This is a genomic window from Clostridium sp. NSJ-49, assembly GCF_014287725.1.
Classification (GTDB): Bacteria; Bacillota; Clostridia; order Clostridiales; family Clostridiaceae; genus Clostridium; species Clostridium disporicum_B.
Genome location: NZ_JACOOP010000043.1, coordinates 1 through 20,548, shown reverse-complemented (window position 1 = coordinate 20,548; position 20,548 = coordinate 1). Strand labels below are relative to the sequence as shown.

The following is a 20,548-nucleotide window of genomic DNA, read 5'->3' as shown; positions in this document are numbered from 1 at the left end:
CCTATTTAGCTTCATACCATGTATTTCCTATATTAGTATCTACCTCTAAAGTAACAGCCATCTTAAGTACATTTTCCATCTCTTCTTTTACTAAAGCTTTAACTACTTCTAACTCATTTTCTTTAACATTTAAAATAAGTTCATCGTGTACTTGTAATATTATTTCACTATCTAAATTCTCTTTCTTTATTCTATTATAAACCTTAACCATAGCTAGCTTTATAATATCTGCAGCACTACCTTGAATTGGAGCATTCATAGCTAATCTTTCACCTAAAGCTTTAACAATTTTATTAGAAGATTTAATTTCCGGTATAAATCTTCTTCTATTTAAGATAGTTAGAACATACCCTTTTTCTTTAGCTTCTTCTTTAGCACTTTCTAAATAACCTTTTATCTTTGGATATCTATCAAAATATATCTCCATATATTCTGATGCTTCTTTTTTAGTTATTTTTAAATCTTGTGAAAGACTAAAATCACTTATTCCATAAACTATTCCAAAGTTTACAGCCTTAGCTCTACTTCTCATAAGTGATGTAACTTCCTCAACAGGTACTTTAAATACTTCTGATGCAGTCTTTGTATGAATATCTGAGTGATGATTAAATGCATCTATCATATTTTGATCACCAGACATATGAGCAAGTACTCTAAGTTCTATTTGAGAATAGTCGCAAGATAATAAAACATCTGTATCTTCCTTAGGAATAAATACCTTTCTTATCTCTCTTCCCATCTCATATTTAACAGGTATATTTTGAAGGTTAGGTTCTGTACTTGAAAGTCTACCTGTTGTTGTAACAGTTTGATTGAAGCTTGAATGTATAGCTCCATCTTGATCTATTACATTTTTTAAGCCTTCTACATATGTAGAGTTTAACTTTGTTATTTGTCTATAGTAAATTATCTTTGGAATAACTTCATGCTTATCCATTAGCTTTTCTAAAACTTCTGCATTAGTTGAATAACCAGTTTTTGTTTTCTTAATCACAGGTAAATCTAATTTTTCAAAAAGAATTTTACCTAGTTGCTTTGGTGAGTTAATATTAAACTCCTCTTCACAGAGTTCAAATATCTCTTTTTCAGTTCTTGCTATCTCCTCTTTAAATTTAATAGCAAGTTCATCAAGTTTTTCTCTATTAACCTTAAATCCAATAGCTTCCATACTAGAAAGAATAAATATTAATGGATGTTCAACATCATAATAAAGCTCATCCATATCTTCTTTCGAAATTCTTTCTTTTAAATAAGAATATAGTTCTTTCATATTAGATACTGCAGTACAGACTAAAGTATCTCCTTCACCTTTAACTTCTTTACCTAAATACTCATTAATTAAAGTTGCTAATGGATATTCACTTCTAGCTGAATCTATTAAATATGCAGCTATTGCAGTATCAAAGATATATTCTTTAATATCTATTCCAAGTTTAGTTAATGTTGTTACAAGATTTTTACCATCATGTATTACTTTAGTTATCTTATCATTTTCCATAAAATTCTTTAACAACCTAGTAGATTCTTCAGGATTCTCCATAGAAATCAACTTCATATCAATAAGATACATTTTTTCACCATAACTTAAATATATTTTATCTAATTCCATTTTAGAATAAATATTACCGTCATTTAATTTATAACTAATAAAAGCAATCTCTTTTTCTTCCTTTAAAATACTCTTTAATAATTCTACATTATTTACTTCAGTTATCTCTATTTTTTCTTCTTCTGATTCACCTTCAATATCATCACCTGGTAGTTTAGCAAGTAATGATTTCATTTGAAGTTTAAAGAACATTTTTTTAAGTTCTTCCCTATTATATGAGTCTTGACTCTTTATATCATCTAAATCAAACTCTATAGGAACCTCTGTCATTATAGTAGCTAACTTTTTACTAAAAATCGCTTGCTCACTATATGTTTCTAAGTTTTCCTTTAACTTCTTACCACTAATTTCATCTATATTAGAAAGTACTCCTTCCATAGATCCATAAGTTGCTATAAGCTTAAAAGCAGTCTTCTCTCCTACCCCTGGTACTCCTGGTATATTATCTGACTTATCACCCATAAGACCTTTAACATCTATGTATTGAGTAGGCGTTACTCCAAATTCATCTATAAAAGCTTTTTCATCATATACAGCTGTTTCAGTAACACCTTTCTTAGTTATTACAACTTTTATGTTATTAGTAGCTAATTGAAGAGCATCTCTATCCCCTGTTACTATAAATACTTCTATATTATTTTTCTCAGCAAACTTTGCTAAAGTTCCTATAATATCATCTGCTTCAAACCCATCTATCTCATAAATATTTACTGCTAATAGATTAAGTACTTCTTTAATTATAGGGAACTGTTCCCCTAGCTCTGGAGGCATCTTCTTTCTACCCGCTTTATACTCTTCATATTCCTTATGTCTAAATGTTGGAGCTTTTCTATCAAAAGCAGCAACTATATAATCAGGCTTTATCTCTTCTTTCATTTTAAATAACATATTTGTAAATCCGTAAACAGCATTTGTATGAACACCTTCTGTAGTAGTTAATGGTGGTATGGCATAAAATGCTCTATTCATTAAACTGTTTGAATCTAAAATCAGTAATCTTTCCATATCTTCCTCCAGTAGTTTCTTATTTATAAGATTCATTATACTATTTTTTTATTATATTTACTAATGATATCCATAACAAATAATTTAAAACTATATTTTAAAATATACTTAATTGTAGTTCTTCTGATAATTCTTTTAATATACGTATTCCACCAATACTGTTACCCTTTTTATCAAGTGATGGTCCATATATACCTATTCCAAATCTTCTAGGAACTGAAGCTAGTATTCCTCCACCAACTCCTGACTTAGCTGGTATTCCAACTTGAACTGCAAACTCTCCTGAGGCATCATACATACCACATGTAACCATAATAGTTTTTACTATTCTACATACTTCTCTAGACATTAGAACCTCATTGCTCCATGGAGTTATACCATCATTAGCTATAACAGCTCCAAATCTTGCTAAATCCCTAGCTGTAACCTCTATAGAACATTGTTTGAAATAAAGATCTAATACTTCCTCTACGTCACCTTCTAATATTCCATTGCTCTTCATAAAGTAGGCTAAAGATCTATTTCTATCTCCTGTTTTCTTTTCACTTTCATAAATTTCTTGATTTATATTTATATCTTCATTGTTTGTAGCTCTTCTAATAAAATTTAAAATTCTTTCAAGCTTTCTTTCCTCTGTTTCACCATATATTAAAGATGTTGTAACAATAGCTCCTGCATTAATCATAGGATTATACGGCTTTTCATCTCTAATTTCAAGATTTACTATACTATTAAAGCCCATCCCAGTTGGTTCAACATTAACTTTTTTAAATACTGCATCTTTGCCATTATCACTAAGTGCTATGATAAGTCCTACAACCTTAGAAATACTTTGGATAGTGAATTTCACATTACTTTCTCCAGCCCAGTATTCCTCGTTATTTTTAATATCTACAACACATATTCCTAAATCATCCTTATTTGCCTTTAAAAGCGCTGGTATATATGAAGCTACTAGCCCTTCTTCTGTATATTTTTTATTTTTATCAACTAAATTCACTAATAAATTTTTCATTTGCTTTCTCCTCTTTACTATTCTTGTAGTAATTATTATATTTATAATAATCAATTCTTACAAGGTAATAAACTGATTAACAATAATTTTTTATGTAAATTCGTAAAATTTTATTATTTCTATTTAACTATGATATAATAATAAATAAATTACTAAAATTTAGGAGGAAACACTATGAATAATGATTTATTAAGAAAATACGCAAAACTTGCAGTTAAAACTGGAGTAAATATTCAAAATGGTGATACCCTTGTAATAAATTCACCAATAGAAACTGCTGAATTTGCTAGACTGATAACTGAAGAAGCTTACAAATCAGGTGCTAAAGATGTAGTAGTTCACTATGGCGACCAACAACTTACTAAGATCAAGCTTGAAAATAGCTCTATTGAAACTATTTCTAATGTTCCTGAATGGTTTGGTGAAAGCTATAACTACTATTCAAGAATTGGTGCTTGTTTTATTTCTATTTCTGCTAATGATCCTGATGGATTAAAAGGGATTTCTGTAGATAAAATAGGTGCTCATCAGAAAGCTAGAAGTCTTGCTTTAAAGGAATACTATGAAAACTCTATGAGTAATAAAAATCGTTGGTGTGTATTATCTTACCCAACAATGCCATGGGCTAAAAAAGTATTCCCTAACTTATCAGATGATGAAGCTTTTGAAAAATTATTTAAAGCTATATTAGATGCTAGTAGAGTAACTACTGAAGATCCAATAAAAGCTTGGGATGAACATAATGCTGAACTTAAAAAGAATCTTGATTTCTTAAATTCAAAGAATTTTAAAAGCCTTACTTTAACTAATTCTAAAGGAAGTAATTTAACTGTAGAACTACCTTATAACCATACATGGGCTGGCGGATTAGAAGAAAGTGCTTCAGGAATTGGCTTTAATGCAAACATACCTACAGAAGAAGCTTTTACTCTTCCAAAGAAAGATGGCGTTAATGGTATAGTTTACTCTTCTAAGCCTTTAAGCTATGGTGGTAATTTAATAGATAATTTCTCTATTACTTTTAAAGATGGTAAAGTTATAGATTTTACTGCCGAAGAGGGATATGAAGTATTAAAACAAATGTTAGATAGTGATGAAGGAGCTAAATACTTAGGTGAAGTTGCCCTTGTTCCTTATGATTCACCTATTTCAAATTCTAACTTAATATTCTACAATACATTATTTGATGAAAATGCAGCATGCCATCTTGCTTTTGGTAAAGCATATCCTTGCTTTAAAGATGCTGACACTTTAACTAAAGAAGAGTTAGAAGAAAGAGGAACTAATGAATCTAATATTCACGTTGATTTTATGATTGGAACAGAAGATTTATCTATTACAGGATTAACTGAATCTGGTGAAGTTATACAAGTTTTTAAAAATGGAAATTGGGCGTTTTAATCAGTTAATTAATAGTTAAAAATTAAGAATTAACGAAAAATGACTCTTCAGCTTCTTAAATATAAAATACCCTGTCTCACATTTAGACAGGGTATTTTAATAAGTTAACTCTATTTTACTTTTTTATTTTCGCTTTTATTTCTTTCTTTTATTATTTTATCTTCTAACGCATTTATTGTATTATCAAGCTTCTTTTTAATCTTTTTCTTAGCTATTAATGATTGAAATACAAATCCAATCTTATTCATAATTCCATAAAGATCTTGACTTTCAGTTAATATTATCTCTGTACAATCATCTCCAGCATCTTTAAATTCATATCTTCCTGTATACTTAGAGCTAAGAAACATAGTTCTTGTTTCATAAACCTCATTTTTTATATAATCTGTAACGGATGTTTCCATATAAATATCTCCGCTTTTTGTTTTTCTTGCAACTCTTTTACTCTTTGCCCCTATTGGATTTTCTTCATTAAATTTATTAAAAGGTTCTTTAGCTAATTGTATAAAATTATCAAAAACTTCTTCTAATGGATATGCTATAACTGTACTTACTGTAAATTTGCTCATTTTAATCAACCTACCTTATAAATCTTTACATAATGTATTATGACAGAAAATTCAACAAAAATCTATAAACAAAGTGTAAATAATTACAAATGACAAATAGTAAATATAAATCAATTTACTATTTGCCATTCTGATAATATTCCTTAAGCTTGTGCCTCTGGTTTTCTTGGTTTATCTCTTCCAAGTTTTCTTGATTCTTTTGAATACCCTATCTCATTAGCAGTTTCTACTTTCATTTCTTTTAGTTCTGCTTTAGTCTTTTTCCCAGCTTTTTTATTATCTTTTGAATTTTTATTATTTTTGTGTGCCATAACTTTCTCCTTTGTTTTATAAAATAGATTTCCATAATATTTTATGTAGTATATATTTTTTTATAATTATTTAACAAAAGAAAGTTTTATTAATATAAAAAAAGTGAGAATATTATTCTCACTAATCCATTTCTTTATAATCTACATCTATAACTTTTTCATTTTCGTTATAATAATCTGCTTGTACATTAGAACTTTCATAAACTGTTTCAGTTCCATTTTGATTATTTGAACCTTTATTTTTATTATTAAAGTATTTTCTAAACTTTACTACTATATATATTATTAACCCACCTACTAATAGATATGGTACTATACTAATGAATAACCAAGATATTGCAAAAAATATAGCTAATCCTATTCCAGTAAATATTATAGATTTAAACGTACTATTCATTACATCAACCTCAATCCTAAATTTTATTTTCTATGCTATTATACTATTATTTTTATATCTTTGCAAGATATGAGTTATTTTTTATTTTTTAAAGCAGTTGTTATTACCCTTTATCTTTGTCATAATTATAATTATATTTAAAATTAATTTTACCTTAATAATAGTATATGTTCTAAATAAATACATATAAGAATAAGTTTTAATAAGTCTACTTATTATGGAGGTAAAAATGAAATACTTTAAATTTATTATAATAACTATTCTTATTTTATCATTACAAGGATGTATGTTTGATAATCCAAGATACTTAAATTTTAAATCTAAACCTAATGATTATTATTATTCAAGCTTAATATATAAAAACTTAAAAATCAATGAACCTTTTACATTAAAGGTATTTGATACAGATTTCTACAAATATTATACTGTAGATGAAGAAGATAAAGATATTCTTCTAAACTTTTTCGAATCTTTAAATAATGATAATTACCTAACTGACTTAGAAACAACTGACAAAGCAAAATATGAACTCTGTATAGAATTTGCACATGAAAAATTTATAATAAATGTATATGATACCTCTTCCATTACCCTTTATCCTTGGGATGGAAATTTCGAAGAGGATAAAATATCTATGAAAGGTGTTTCAACTTATAATAACCTTTATTCATTTTGCTCTTATATAGTAAATAAATCACACCAAAGAGATAATAACTAAACCATGTTATTTAATTTTTATATTATTATATTAATAGGTGATACTACGAAAATTAGTATCACCTATTTTTTATTTTTTAAGTCATTCAATAATTCAAAAATCCTCTTATTTTTTAAAGGATGTATTGCATATGGAGCAATTTCATTTAGTGGCTCTAAAACAAATTCTCTTAGATGCATTTGTGGATGAGGTATTATTATAAATTCATCATTACTAACTATGTCATCAAAAAGTATTATATCTAGATCAATTGTTCTAGGTCCCCATCTTAACTCTCTAACTCTATCTAACTCTTTTTCAATTCTTAAAAGTTCTTTCATCAACTCTTTAGGTGTTAGAAGTGTTTCAACTCCTATTGCAGTATTTAAAAAATCATCTTGTTCTTCATAACCCCATGGCTTTGTATCTATTATTTCAGCTTCTTTTATAACTTCAACATGTTTAATTTCTGCTATTTTAACTATAGCATCTTCTATATACTTCTTTTTATCTCCTATATTGCTTCCTAATGCTATATAAGCAACGCTTCTCTTTCTTGTAGTTTCTACAGCTGCATAATCTAAATGTCTATTTATAGGTGCCCATGGCTTTTTTAATAATACTTTAACTTCATTTACAATTTTATATTCTTCCAAAACAAACTTTGCAATTTTATCTACTACAGTTTCAATCAAATCACAGCTCTCTTCTTGAAAAAGCTTTTCTACCTTATGACAAAGCTCTCCATAATGAACCGACTTAGTTAAATCATTACTAACAGCACTTTCCTTAAAATCTAAAGATAACTCTAATGAAAGAATAAACTTCTGTCCTAATACTTTTTCTTCTTTAAATACTCCATGATTTGCAAAAATTTCAATATCTTTTAAATATACTTTATCCATCATCTTACCCTACTTTGCCTTAATAATTTTATCAGTCATAACTGCCGCTCTCTTATTTTCAAGAACATCATGTACTCTAATAAATTCGCAGCCCTTCATTATTCCAATTACAGTTGTGGCTATTGTTCCTTCTACTCTTTCATTTACCGGAAGATTTAATGTTAATCCTATCATTGACTTTCTAGATGTACCTAAAAGAACTGGATATCCTAACTCCTTAAGTTTATCAACATTATTCATAACAGAAAGATTCTCTTCATAAGTCTTAGCAAATCCTATTCCTGGATCTAAAATTATATTTTCATTTTTAACTCCAGCTTCTAATGCAAGATTTATACTTTCCTTTAAATCTTCTAAAACATCTTCCATAAGATTTTTATAAGGCTTCTCTTCTCTATTATGCATCAATATACAAGGTACTTTATACTTTGCAGCAACTTTTGCCATGTCTTTATCTTTTTTAAATCCCCATACATCATTTATTATATCAGCACCTGCTTTTATTGCAGCTTCTGCTGTTTTACTCTTATATGTATCAATAGATATTGTTATATCTAAATTTTCCTTTATAGCTTTTATTATAGGCACTACTCTTTCTATTTCTTCATCTTCAGTTACATATAAAGCTCCTGGTCTAGTAGACTCTCCACCTATATCTATTATATCAGCTCCAGCATCTACAAGTTCTTTAGCATGCTTTACTGCCTCTTCCACTTCATTATATTTACCACCATCTGAGAAAGAATCTGGTGTTACATTAAGAATTCCCATAATATATGTTCTTTCTCCTAGATTAAATTCTTTATTTCCTATTTTCATAATACAACCCCTTTACTTTAGTTGACAGTTAACGATTAAGAGTTACTAGTTAGTAATTGATTTTTAAGTTTTTCTTTTCGTCACTCCAATAGCAATCATTTATTGCTTTGCAGTTAAAGCATTCTCTTGAAAGTTTATCACTTCTGTATATTATTAAGCTTAGTTCATCATCAGCCTCTTTACGGTGATTTTGGATAGATTTTATTATTATATTTTTCTCTTCTTCTGTAAAATCTATTTTTTTTAATATTTCTTTACTCAACTCAACACTTGCGATATGATGAGGAATTCCTTCCTCGTATTGCTTCACTCTTCCTATATCATGTAATAAACCTATAGCATATATTAACTCTTTAGCGTATGGTAATCCTTTTTCTAAAACCATAATATATGCAATTCTAGCCATATCAATAAAATGTTTTAAATCATGTCTACAAAACTCTCTCTTTTCTTCATACTTCAAAAGTTTTTCTAAGTTTTCTTTATATAAAGTATTATTTAAAATATCATTTACCTTTTTCAAAACAACCTCCCTAACTCTTAATTAATCCAAGTGTTTCTTTTCTTAAGTTTAAATCTTCTTTAAATACGCCTCTATATGTTGTTGTAATAGTTCTAGCTCCAGGTTTTTTAACACCTCTCATAGTCATACACATATGCTCACCTTCAATTACAACCATAGCTCCTTTAGCATTTAAATTATCCATTATAGCATCTGCTATTTCTGATGTTAATCTTTCTTGTAACTGTGGTTTTTTAGAATAAAGCTCAACAGTTCTTGCAAGCTTTGAAAGTCCTGCAACTCTTCCATTTGGTATATATGCTATATGTGCCTTTCCATAAAAAGGTACTAAGTGATGCTCGCACATAGAAAAGAAAGTAATATCTTTTTCTATTACAAGATCATCGTTATCAACTTCAAAAGTTTTTGATAAAATCTCCTTTGCATCCTTCCCTAGTCCTCCAAATATTTCTTCATACATTCTAGCTATTCTATCTGGAGTTTCTAAAAGCCCTTCTCTATTTACATCTTCACCTATACCTTCTAATATAAGCCTAGCACCTTCTAATATCTTTTCTCTATCCATTTAATTTTCCTCCCTAATACCTATATACTCTTCATAAGCTTTTCTAACTTTTTCTGTAACTCTATTTCTAAATTTACAACCTTCGATTTCTGAAACTTTAATTACTCCTACAAGTGAATTAGTTAGAAATACTTCATCAGCATTTAGCAATTCTTCTTTAGATATTTCCTTTTCATAAACTTTAAAATTATCTATTACATATTTTCTTATAATACCACTTAATAAACCACATTTTTCAGAAGGCGTGTAAATTTTATTATCTTTAACTATAAAAACATTTGTAGTAGATCCTTCTGATAACTTATTATTTTCATTTAAAAAAAGCACCTCATTATATTCTTCTTTTTGTGCCTTTTCATATTCTAATAAATTATCCAGATAATTAATAGATTTAATATAAGTTAAACATGATTTACTATTTCTTATATTATTTGATAATTTAACTTTAAATCCTTGTTCATAATTTTCAGCTTTATATTTAATCTCTCTAGTAGAAAAAATTATATTTTTCTCAGTAACAACTATTTTTAACGCTAAGTTGTCTAGTTTGTACTCATTTATTTTTTCTAAAACCATATCTGAAGTTATATGGTCTCCTAAAGACAACTTTGTAATTCCATCATTTAATCTTTCAATATGCTCATTCAAAAAATGTGGCTTACCTTTTAATAATATCGTTTCAAATACTCCTCTTCCAAAGAATATTCCAGTATCTATTAAAGCCTTATCATCATTAAAAACTATTTTTCTCACTATAACACCTTCATTAATGCTTTTGCTTTATCTAGTGTTTCCTCATATTCGTCCTCTTCAATAGAATCATAAGTTATTCCTCCACCAACACCAAAGTAAGCTTTATTCTCTTTCTTTATAATAGTTCTTATAGCAATATTAAAATCAGAATTTCCCCTAAAATCAAAATATCCTATACATCCTGTATAAATATTTCTCTTTAACATCTCTAACTCTTCAATTATTTCCATAGCTCTTATTTTAGGAGTACCTGTAATAGATCCCCCTGGAAAACACTCTCTTATAAATTTAACTTCCGATATTTGATCCTTCAATTCTCCTTCTATTGTTGAAACAAGATGAAACACTGTAGCATATTCTTCTAATTTAAATAACTCAGTGACCTTTACCGTATGTGGCTTACACACCTTACTAAAATCATTTCTCTCTAAGTCTACTACCATCAATAGCTCTGCTTTATCTTTTTCACTATTAATTAATGCTTCCTTATTTAATAAGTCTTCCTTTTTATCTTTCCCTCTAGGTCTTGTCCCTTTAATAGGTCTAGTATGGGCTTTTCTATCTTTAATTTGAATAAATCGCTCTGGTGATGACGATATTATTTGAAAATCATCATAATTTGCAAATACCGAAAACGGTGCTTTATTTATCTCTCTCAAATTTTTATAAATATTAATAGCATCTTCATTAGACTCACAAAAAAATCTTTGAGTCATATTCGCTATATATACATCTCCACTTCTTATATACTCTTTTAGTTTCTTAATTTTATCAATATATTCTTCTTTTGAAAAATTTGAGTAAAATTTATTATCTATTTTTTTATCAACAACTTGCTCATTATATAAATCTTCTGATTTATATATCTTATCAAATTTATATATCTTGTCTATTATAATATTAATACTTTCAGTAGAATCTTCTTTTATACCTAAAGCAGTTATATATTTTTTATTATTCATATGATCAAATATTATTATATTATCATAGAATTTGAATCTTATATCTGGAATTTTAAAATCTTCTTTTGAAAAATCTTGAATATCTTCAATTATTCTTCCCGCATCATAAGAAATATAACCAATAGTACCACCGACTAAAGGTAATTCTATATCGTATTTAAAGCTATATTTTTTTATTAATTCTTCTAATACTAAAAAAGGATCTCCTTTAACTTTTTCTCCATTAACATAGGAATTTTCACCATAAGCTTCAAATGTCAAAAATGAATTTAATCCTATAAATGAGTACTTTGATAAATCCTTATCTTCCTTTGAACTATCAAGTAATATACTATTATTATCTTTAACGCAATTATAAACTTCAAATACATTCAAATCCGTTGAAAACTCTTCTATCTTAAACTTCATCTATTAACCTCTCTTTTTATAGTTTTTACATATATCTATAAAATTTTTTAACATAGTGTGTCCATCTTCAGTCATCTCTGCTTCTGGATGGAACTGCAACCCATAAATATGATAATCTCTATGTCTAATCCCCATAATTACATCATCTTCTGTCTTACTAGTAATCTCTAAACAACTTGGAAAACTTTCATTATCTACAATAAGCGAGTGATATCTAGTAACTCTTAATGGACTTTTTACATTTTTAAAAATCTTTTCCCCACTATGTACTATATAGCTTATTTTCCCATGTACTGGTTCTTTACCTTTAATTATATTTCCTCCAAAATAATGTCCTATACATTGATGTCCAAGGCATATCCCTAATATTGGTACTTCACTTTTGAACCTATCAATGATATTTAAGCTTAATCCTGCATCTTTAGGCGCTTTAGGTCCCGGAGAAATTATTATTCCTTCTAAATCCATATCTTCTATTTCTTTTAATGTTATTTTATCATTTCTATATACTACAACTTCTTCGTTAAGTTCTTCAAAATATCTTATAAGATTATAAACAAAAGAATCATAATTATCTATCATTAAAAACATAAATTCCTCCAAATTCTTCGCCATTATTTTATCTTTTATGCTAAAATAAATAATGAATAAATTATATCATAGCTTTCTATGACAAAAAACAATTACTTGAAAGGAGATTACAGTAATTATGGTAAAATGTGATTTTCACACTCATTCAACAGCTTCAGACGGCTCATTTTCTCCATCAGAAGTAGTAAAAAAATCTTTTGATAAGGGAGTTAAATATTTAGCATTAACAGACCATGATACATTAACTGGTATAGATGAGGCTAAAAATATGGCAGAGAGTTTAGGAATGACTTTTATTCCTGGAATAGAGCTTTCTACTTCTCATAATAAAGAAACTGTTCACCTTCTTGGCTTTTTTAAAGGTGATGATTATAAAGATACTGAACTAAATAATTTTTTACAAGAATTAAAAGATAAGCGTATAAGAAGAGCAGAAGAAATAGTAGCAAGACTTAAAAAATTTAATAACATCGAAATTAAAGTAGAAGATGTTTTAAAAAATGGAAAAGATACTATTGCTAGACCTCATATAGCTAAAACTATTATCGAAGCTGGTTATCCTTATGATTATGACTATATATTTAAAAACTTTATAGGTGATGATTGCCCAGCCTATATTCCAGCTAATAAAATGTCTACAGAAGAAGGAATATCTCTTTTAAGAAAATATAATGCTAAAGTATTCTTAGCACATCCTGTTTTACTAAAAAAAATATCAGTTAATGATATTTTACCTCTTGGTATAGATGGTCTTGAAGCAGTATATGCATTAAATACTCCTGATGAAGAAAAAAAATTCAGAAAGTTTGCAAACAAAAATAACTTACTAATTTCTTGTGGCTCTGACTCTCATGGTATGGAAGAGGATAATGGACATGGTTCATTAGGCTCTATGTCACTTGATGAGGAAAGCTTAGAAAAATTCATTAATTCAGTAAAATAAATAAAAGCTAGAAGAGAAAAATCTTCTAGCTTTTATCTTTATTATTTAATCTCTCTTTATCACCTAACTACGCTTTAGTATTAGTTATTGAGATAATTTATATTCCTAGTTCTACTAAAACACTAAGTTTATGAAGGTAGTTTTAAGATTTCTTTATTTTTCAATTAAGAAAGTTTTGTACCCTCTCATTGTTTCGTAGATATCTACCTTGCTTGAAACTTCCCATGGTGCATGCATATTTTGAAGTGCTACTCCACAATCAATAACTTCCATATTGTACTCTGCTAAAATATAAGCAATAGTACCTCCGCCTCCTTGGTCTACTTTTCCAAGTTCAGCTGTTTGATAAGCTATATTATTTTTATCCATTATATTTCTAAGCCAAGCTATAAACTCTGGATTTGCATCATTACATCCTGATTTACCTCTTGCTCCAGTATACTTGCTAAATACTAGCCCTCTTCCAAAGTAAGCAGTATTTTTTCTTTCATAAGCAGAAGCGTAATTAGGATCAAAAGCAGCTGTTACATCTGCTGATAACATAGCTGAATTAGATAAAGCACGTCTTAGTTTTAGTTCTGAATATTGTCCCAATCTATCCATTATTTCAGCTACTGCATTTTCAAAAAATCTAGAATGCATTCCTGTAGCCCCTTGACTACCTACTTCTTCTTTATCAACTAGTAATATAACAGAAGTTTTTTCTACTTTATCTAAATCTAATAAAGCCATAAGAGAAGTATATGCACATATTCTATCATCTTGTCCATATGCCATTACCATACTTCTATCTAAACCTAAATCTCTTGCTTTTCCAGCAGGTACTACTTCTATTTCAGCAGATATAAAGTCCTCTTCTTCAAAATCATATTTATCCTTAAGTAGTTTCAATATATTTGCTTTTACAGCATCATTTTCTTTTCCTTCTAGAGGAATATTTCCTACAAGAACATTTAAATCTTCACCATGAATAACTTCATTTGCTTTCTTTTGAAGTTGTTCTCCAGACAGATGAACTAAAAGATCTGATATTCCTACTACAGGATCGTTATCATCTTCTCCTATTACTACATCTATCTTTGTTCCGTCTTTTTTAACTACAACTCCATGAATTGCTAAAGGTAAAGCTATCCATTGATACTTTTTGATACCTCCATAATAGTGAGTATCCATTAAAGCCATTTGACCATCTTCATATAAAGTATGTTGTTTTAAATCTAATCTAGGTGAATCTACGTGAGAACCTATTATTCTCATACCATTTTCTATTGGTTCATTACCGATTAAGAATAGTACTAAAGCCTTATCTTTATTATTCAAATAAACCTTATCTCCACTTTTTAAAGTTTCACCATTCTTAATTACTAAATTTAAATCCTTATAACCTTTTTCTTCTGCTAATCTTATAGCTTCCAAAACTGATTCTCTTTCTGTTTTACATACTGACATATAATTTTTATAGCCCTCACAGAAATTAAAAATGTCTAGTCTTCCTTTTTCATCAAATTTTAACCATGCATTTTTAGTTTTTTCTTCACTCATTTTTATACCCCCATTTAATTTTAATTGCTATCTTTAGCCATTCTACTTTCTATTATATCTACAGGTGTTACATCAGACATTAATGAATGTCTATAGTTAACAGCTGCAGCTTCAATAATAACAGCAATATTTCTTCCTGGTCTTATAGGAATTCTCAATTTTCTCACATTTACCCCAAGAATTTCCTGAGCATCTTGGTTAGTTCCTAGTCTATCATAATCTCCATCATCTTTCCAGTGTTCAAAGTGCATTATAAGATTAATACTTTTGGATTGAAGTATTGAACTTACTCCATATAGTGATGGAATATCAATTATTCCTATTCCTCTAACCTCTAACATCCCTATAGTAATTCTTGGTGATGTCCCTATTAATGATCCATCTATCTCTCTTATATCTACTGCATCATCTGTAACAAGTCTATGACCTCTCTTAATAAGCTCTAAAGCAGTTTCACTTTTGCCTATTCCACTTTCTCCTGTTATTAATATTCCAATACCATACACGTCTACTAATACACCATGCAATCTAGTTTCTGGTGCAAATTTGTCAGCTAAATACATTGTCATTTTACTAATAAAATTAGTAGTAACCATATTACTTCTTAATAACCAAGTTTTATTTTTCTTAGCTGCCTTAACAAATTCCTCGTGTGGTTCTAATCCTCTAGTTATTACTATACAATTTGATTTAAAGCTGAAATATTTTTCAACTCTTTTCTTACGTAACTCTGTTTGCATAGCATCTAGAAAAAACCATTCTGCTTTACCTATTACCTGTAATCTTTCTGGTGCAAAATAGTTATAGAATCCAGCCAATTGTAATCCTGGTCTATTAATATCGTTTACTGAAATTTCTACACTTTCATCCCCTTGGACTAAAACTTCTAAATCAAAGTCCTTAATTAATTTCTCTACTGCAACTGACATTTTACTCTCCTTAAACTATTGCTTTTTCTTTAACTCAACACCCTCTAATTGAACTCTAAAATTTGCTTTGACATTATCAATATATCTTCTTCTTAGCTTTTGTTGTTCTTCTTTTTCTTCTTCGTTTAATCCTTCTTCTTTACTTTTTTTATATAATTCATTTATTCTTTTTATAACATCATCTATTGGTGCTTTTGTATAATCCATTCTATTTTCTTCCTTTCTTCTTGTGTATTTACTCTTATTTTACATTTATTTATCAATATTATCAACTTAGTTAGTTATTTTTATTTTACTCTACTATTTTCTCTATATTTTTATTATTCAACTACTATATATTTAGAATTTCCAGTTCTTCATCTTTCCTTATTTTGTATGTTTTTGTAAAATTTTGTATAATTGTTTTAATTTACATCTTAGCTAGATTTGTTATAATTATTATACAGATGTAATATTTTATCAAAAGGATGTGAAAAAATGAAAACAAAGTCGTTACATAGAAAAATCGAAAGAAATAAAATCTACTTAAATTTTCTTCTTAATTATTTATCTCCAAGTAACATACTTATTATTTACCTTTCTCAAAACTTGGACAAATTAATTTGCAAAAAACAAAAGCGAATCTATATTAAATACAAGAAAAAAACCTCGAAATCTATATCTAAATATAAAGCCGCTTAAATGCTATTATTTACTTATGCTAATCTAAATTAAATAAATTCCATAAGACAAAAAGAAAAACACCTCTTAACGAGGTGTTTAATTCTCAAATCATGTCCCGACATGCCGGTCACTTATATACTCACACCTGCAACTCGCAGGTGGGTTTCGCGCAATTTACTTCTGCCATCTTCTAATGTTAAATGAAGCCCGACATCTATAAATCTATTGCAAATCCCGTAAATATAATGTAGGTTGAATATTATAAGCTAAGCGCACATCTCAGGATTTATTATGATTTTATTATATCAAATAAATTTATAAGTTCAATAGGTATTTTAAAATTTATTATTGAAAACTTTATCCAATGTAATCCTTTACCACTTCTTCTATTGATATATCACTATCTTCATTTGTAAATAGAGCCATAAACTGTACATACTCAGCAGTTCTATCCTTCATTTGGAATGCCATAAACTCTCCTGCAATATTAAGCTCTTCTGTTATATCTTCTACTATAGATAAAACTTCGTCATTACAAAAATCATATAAATAAGGTAAGTAATATTCTTTCTCCCATGCTTCACTTGATTCATCTTCACATTCTTCTTTAGCATACGCTTTAGCTGCTGCTAATAAATCCTCATCAAAATCATAATAGAAGTTTACTAATAATAAATCTTTTTCTGATTTTAATATTTCTACATCACCAAGCTCATTTTCCTGTAAAAAACTCACTATTTCATTAACTTTCATTTAAATCCTCCAATTAATAAAGTAATTTTTTATATTCTTTCTTAACTGCTAAGAACTCTTTGTCATCTTCAACAAGATTTAATTCTTCTTTGCCTTCTACATTATCAATTCTAAATACATAAACATCTTCTGACTCTTCATCATCTGCAGGAGCTAATAATAAATATTCTTGCTCTTCTAAGAATATTCTTGCAATAGCTTCAAACTCCACTTTATTTCCTTCTTCATCTAAAAATGTCATAATTTGCTTTTCTTCTTGTTCTAAGTTTTCTTTTTCCATTCTTTTTCTCCTTTAGTTTAATTAATGGTATTATAATAATACAAAACATAAAATACTACAACCATAAAGCTAATCTTCATTAAATATTATTTATTTTACATTCTAATCTTGAATTACAACATTTAGAAATATAGCTTTTTATTTTTCTTTCAGCTGCATCTCTTCGCCTATGTACACATACTAATCTACCACATTTTCTACAATATATATTATATATCTTAACATGCTTTTTAATATATATATCTTCATTTATACTTTTGTAGCTAAATGTTGCTTTACTAGATATTCCACATTTTAAACACATTGATTTAAAGAATTTATTATGTCCATTGCTTAATCCTGTTTTTGTATCACAATAATAATGAAGATATTCATGTATTATTACTTCCCTCACAACTTCCTCTGGATAATTTCCATCTATTAATCTCTTTGCAAAAACAAATTTTATTGGTACTATTGATTCTTTTTCTTTTATATAAAAAAAAGCTCCCATTCTCTTAGTTGCCCTATTTGAAATTTCAACTTTTAAATTAGTAGGATATTCTAATTTTATTCCTATATCAATTAATTCTTCTTTTATCTCTTTTATTGTCCACTTTTTATACATTTATTTCTCCACAATATAATACTTTTAAATAATAACTCATTTTTCAATAATACCATAAAAAAGTAGATTTTAATTTCACAATCTACTTTTCTTTTATAATAAATTATTTTTTACTTCTGTTTAACCTTATAGATACTTAAGGTTAATAATTCTAATAAAATTAACTATAGCTAAAAATAAAATTTTTTCTCATTACTAAATTAATAATATATAAAAAGCTATAAAAAGACTATAATAATAATTCTTACTTAAAGCTATTTAGAAATGTTAATCCCATCCTAACATTTCTACTATTGCTATAGCTTCTTTAACTGACATATCATTACATTGTTCTAAAATAGAAGAAAGTACATATTTTCGTTTTAAAATTATTGGTCTTGGTAATATATCGTATCTTTTTATATATTTACTCTCCTTGACTACTTCTTCCCTATTTTTATCTAAAATTGTTATCCAATTGTTATGAGATAAAAATAATAAATTTGTATAGGCTTGTTTAAACTCATTAAATTGCTCTAAACTATCTGGCATATATATAGCTGGACCTGTATTAATATTCTTAGATAATTCTTCAATATTAGGATATATAACTATCCTCTTAAGCACTTCTAACATTTTATTAATTTCATTAGTACTATATCCTACCCGTGAATTAATTATATTACTTAAACACATAACACTGATAAATGGATTTATTTTTTCATACTTTAAGTTATTTTGTAATTCTTTTTCAATATCTATATTGTTTTCATTAATAATTTTCGCAATACTATTAACACAATTCTTTAATTTTTCAAATTTATCTTTTTCTAAACTAACCAAAATCAACTCATCTTCAGTTTTGGAACCTTCATTAAATTCTTTAATAACATCAATTAAAACCATTTTACTTTCTATATATATTTCTAGTTTTTCTTGTAAATATCTAATAAAATCTACATAAGAAATCCCTTCAAGCTTTACATTGTCAGGAGCTACTAGTAGGTACTTAATTGGTTTAAATGGAATATTGGCAAACTCATACCAAACCTCTATTAAGTTCATATAGCAACTATCTAAAAGTAACAATTCAATTTTTTTATTTGTCATTTTATATAAATTATAAAATACATTTACTAGTCCATCTAAGCTCATTAAATATGGTTTTCCATGTGTAAAATCAGTCATCGCCCCAATAAATCCTGCCCCATGCCCTGATAATACTACCATCACATAATCTGATGGATAATTTTTTATTCCCCATAAAAGAAAATTATAAAGAGTTGTAGGATCAGCCATATTTACATTTTCTAAAACTTCTACTTCATGTGCTCCATTATCATTAAGTAAATATCTTCTTACTCCATGCCATCTATCCTTATTATTTTCATCTATAGTTCCTCTTAACTTTTCAGCTAACTCTTCATCAGCTCTTGCCAATTGTACTAATATATTAAAATTTTCTTTTATATTTTCAATCTTAAGTTTTTCTATAACCTTAGTTATTTCAGGCTCTAATTCATTATTACCATTAGCATATATCAATATTGTCCATGTCTCAATATTCATCTTTTCTTACCTTATTAACTTCACTATTACTATCCATAATTATAGAATTACTTGTATTAACACTTTTAACTATAATTTTTTTATCTCTGTACAAATCATATTTTATATTTAATATATAAATTCCATCTTTATCAGTAAAAGTATGGCATATTGCTTGCATTTCATTTTCATCATCATAAAAAGCAGCTACTATTGCTCCTTCAATAGGGTTTTTATGATTATCTATAACTTTTCCGTATAATATTATATCTTTTATATCATTTACTTCTATATTATATTTTTTAGTACGTACATACCCCTTATTATTCATTTTTCTAAGCTCTTTAAAACTGGTTATCCCTATAATCTCGTCTATATAACTACAATTATTAAATTTAAAATAATAACTTCCACTCTCATCTGTAATACAACGTCTTATCGGTATCTTTTTATTTCTAATTATATGAAAAAGAACTACAACAGCCCCTTTAACTGGTATATTATCATAAAATATTTTTCCATAAACATTAATCTCTCTATTATATTTATATCTATCTCTTTTTATCTTGATAGTATGTTCTTGACTTAATTCTAGATATATTGGTTTAAGTAATATTTCCCTCCCCATTTTTTCACCTCTTCTCCATTTTTATGATAGGGTTAATCATATTTCTTAACCCTTATATATCAAGGCCTTTATGGCCAAGATTTTTTATATCACTCAAATTTTTCAGTATCATTTTTGCTCCTTTGGATAAAACTAATAGCATATAC

General features: G+C 27.5%; 23 protein-coding genes and 1 other RNA gene. 3 read left to right on the top strand and 21 right to left on the bottom strand.

Annotated elements, in window-relative coordinates; genetic code table 11:
* Nucleotide 1 precedes the first annotated feature (1 nt).
* Both polA and glsA read right to left on the bottom strand, forming a co-directional pair.
* Nucleotides 2–2,614, bottom strand: a complete 2,613-nt coding sequence (polA, locus tag H8S10_RS13680; protein ID WP_186839247.1) for a DNA polymerase I — start codon at nt 2,612–2,614, stop codon at nt 2–4.
* Between the two features lie 97 nt (nt 2,615–2,711).
* Nucleotides 2,712–3,629: a glutaminase A gene (gene glsA / locus H8S10_RS13675; protein WP_186839246.1), complete on the bottom strand. Its 918-nt coding sequence runs from the start codon at nt 3,627–3,629 to the stop codon at nt 2,712–2,714.
* A 174-nt stretch (nt 3,630–3,803) separates the two neighbouring features.
* Between glsA and H8S10_RS13670 the strand changes: the two genes are divergently transcribed.
* Nucleotides 3,804–5,030, top strand: coding sequence for an aminopeptidase (locus tag H8S10_RS13670; protein WP_186839245.1), 1,227 nt, complete (start codon nt 3,804–3,806; stop codon nt 5,028–5,030).
* A gap of 110 nt (nt 5,031–5,140) precedes the next feature.
* Here the strand turns inward: H8S10_RS13670 and H8S10_RS13665 are convergent, their stop codons facing one another.
* From H8S10_RS13665 to H8S10_RS13655, 3 genes are all read right to left on the bottom strand, one after another.
* Nucleotides 5,141–5,599 carry a DUF3284 domain-containing protein gene (locus tag H8S10_RS13665; protein ID WP_186839244.1) on the bottom strand — a complete coding sequence of 153 codons (459 nt, stop codon included), beginning with the start codon at nt 5,597–5,599 and terminating at the stop codon, nt 5,141–5,143.
* Nucleotides 5,600–5,742: 143 nt separating this feature from the next.
* Nucleotides 5,743–5,910 (bottom strand): small, acid-soluble spore protein, alpha/beta type, encoded by a 168-nt coding sequence (locus H8S10_RS13660; protein WP_070205664.1) that lies wholly within the window; start codon nt 5,908–5,910, stop codon nt 5,743–5,745.
* Between the two features lie 121 nt (nt 5,911–6,031).
* Nucleotides 6,032–6,307 carry a hypothetical protein gene (locus H8S10_RS13655; RefSeq protein ID WP_055264769.1) on the bottom strand — a complete coding sequence of 92 codons (276 nt, stop codon included), beginning with the start codon at nt 6,305–6,307 and terminating at the stop codon, nt 6,032–6,034.
* Between the two features lie 229 nt (nt 6,308–6,536).
* On the opposite strand from H8S10_RS13655, the gene H8S10_RS13650 reads away from it, so the two are divergent.
* Nucleotides 6,537–7,025 carry a DUF4883 family protein gene (locus H8S10_RS13650; RefSeq protein WP_055264767.1) on the top strand — a complete coding sequence of 163 codons (489 nt, stop codon included), beginning with the start codon at nt 6,537–6,539 and terminating at the stop codon, nt 7,023–7,025.
* Between the two features lie 62 nt (nt 7,026–7,087).
* On the opposite strand, the gene folK is transcribed toward H8S10_RS13650, so the two are convergent.
* From folK to H8S10_RS13615, 7 genes are read right to left on the bottom strand one after another with little or no spacing between them, the layout of a single operon-like run.
* Complete coding sequence (gene folK, locus H8S10_RS13645) at nt 7,088–7,909, bottom strand: 2-amino-4-hydroxy-6-hydroxymethyldihydropteridine diphosphokinase (RefSeq protein ID WP_055264765.1); 822 nt, start codon at nt 7,907–7,909, stop codon at nt 7,088–7,090.
* A gap of 9 nt (nt 7,910–7,918) precedes the next feature.
* Nucleotides 7,919–8,728, bottom strand: coding sequence for a dihydropteroate synthase (folP, locus tag H8S10_RS13640; RefSeq protein WP_055264763.1), 810 nt, complete (start codon nt 8,726–8,728; stop codon nt 7,919–7,921).
* Nucleotides 8,729–8,777: 49 nt separating this feature from the next.
* Nucleotides 8,778–9,251, bottom strand: coding sequence for an HD domain-containing protein (locus tag H8S10_RS13635; protein WP_186839243.1), 474 nt, complete (start codon nt 9,249–9,251; stop codon nt 8,778–8,780).
* A gap of 10 nt (nt 9,252–9,261) precedes the next feature.
* Nucleotides 9,262–9,816: a GTP cyclohydrolase I FolE gene (gene folE, locus H8S10_RS13630; protein ID WP_186839242.1), complete on the bottom strand. Its 555-nt coding sequence runs from the start codon at nt 9,814–9,816 to the stop codon at nt 9,262–9,264.
* The gene (locus tag H8S10_RS13625; protein WP_186839241.1) at nt 9,817–10,569 is read right to left on the bottom strand and encodes an aminotransferase class IV; all 753 of its coding nucleotides are present in this window, start codon (nt 10,567–10,569) and stop codon (nt 9,817–9,819) included.
* Nucleotides 10,569–11,939, bottom strand: a complete 1,371-nt coding sequence (pabB, locus tag H8S10_RS13620) for an aminodeoxychorismate synthase component I (protein WP_186839240.1) — start codon at nt 11,937–11,939, stop codon at nt 10,569–10,571. The genes H8S10_RS13625 and pabB overlap by 1 nt, the downstream gene beginning before the upstream one ends.
* A gap of 3 nt (nt 11,940–11,942) precedes the next feature.
* Nucleotides 11,943–12,530, bottom strand: a complete 588-nt coding sequence (locus H8S10_RS13615; protein WP_186839239.1) for an aminodeoxychorismate/anthranilate synthase component II — start codon at nt 12,528–12,530, stop codon at nt 11,943–11,945.
* A 118-nt stretch (nt 12,531–12,648) separates the two neighbouring features.
* Here H8S10_RS13615 and H8S10_RS13610 point away from each other — a divergent pair, with 118 nt between their 5' ends.
* Complete coding sequence (locus H8S10_RS13610; protein ID WP_055264751.1) at nt 12,649–13,473, top strand: PHP domain-containing protein; 825 nt, start codon at nt 12,649–12,651, stop codon at nt 13,471–13,473.
* Between the two features lie 153 nt (nt 13,474–13,626).
* Here H8S10_RS13610 and H8S10_RS13605 read toward each other — a convergent pair whose 3' ends face one another.
* The 9 genes from H8S10_RS13605 to H8S10_RS13565 form a co-directional block, all read right to left on the bottom strand.
* Entirely contained in the window at nt 13,627–15,015 is a 1,389-nt protein-coding gene (locus H8S10_RS13605; protein ID WP_055264749.1) for an aminopeptidase, read from the bottom strand.
* A 20-nt stretch (nt 15,016–15,035) separates the two neighbouring features.
* Nucleotides 15,036–15,944, bottom strand: coding sequence for an HPr(Ser) kinase/phosphatase (gene hprK, locus H8S10_RS13600; protein WP_055264748.1), 909 nt, complete (start codon nt 15,942–15,944; stop codon nt 15,036–15,038).
* 15 nt (nt 15,945–15,959) lie between these two features.
* Entirely contained in the window at nt 15,960–16,151 is a 192-nt protein-coding gene (locus H8S10_RS13595; RefSeq protein ID WP_055264747.1) for a DUF896 domain-containing protein, read from the bottom strand.
* Between the two features lie 564 nt (nt 16,152–16,715).
* Nucleotides 16,716–16,896: non-coding RNA, 6S RNA (ssrS, locus tag H8S10_RS13590), on the bottom strand.
* A gap of 68 nt (nt 16,897–16,964) precedes the next feature.
* Entirely contained in the window at nt 16,965–17,360 is a 396-nt protein-coding gene (locus tag H8S10_RS13585) for a hypothetical protein (RefSeq protein WP_055264746.1), read from the bottom strand.
* 13 nt (nt 17,361–17,373) lie between these two features.
* Entirely contained in the window at nt 17,374–17,640 is a 267-nt protein-coding gene (locus tag H8S10_RS13580; RefSeq protein WP_055264745.1) for a DUF1292 domain-containing protein, read from the bottom strand.
* Between the two features lie 79 nt (nt 17,641–17,719).
* A complete protein-coding gene (locus H8S10_RS13575) occupies nt 17,720–18,247 on the bottom strand; it encodes a SprT-like domain-containing protein (RefSeq protein WP_186839238.1) in 528 nt (175 codons plus the stop codon).
* Nucleotides 18,248–18,514: 267 nt separating this feature from the next.
* Nucleotides 18,515–19,795, bottom strand: coding sequence for a clostripain-related cysteine peptidase (locus H8S10_RS13570; protein WP_186839237.1), 1,281 nt, complete (start codon nt 19,793–19,795; stop codon nt 18,515–18,517).
* The gene (locus tag H8S10_RS13565; protein WP_186839236.1) at nt 19,785–20,402 is read right to left on the bottom strand and encodes a hypothetical protein; all 618 of its coding nucleotides are present in this window, start codon (nt 20,400–20,402) and stop codon (nt 19,785–19,787) included. The genes H8S10_RS13570 and H8S10_RS13565 overlap by 11 nt, the downstream gene beginning before the upstream one ends.
* Nucleotides 20,403–20,548 lie beyond the last annotated feature (146 nt).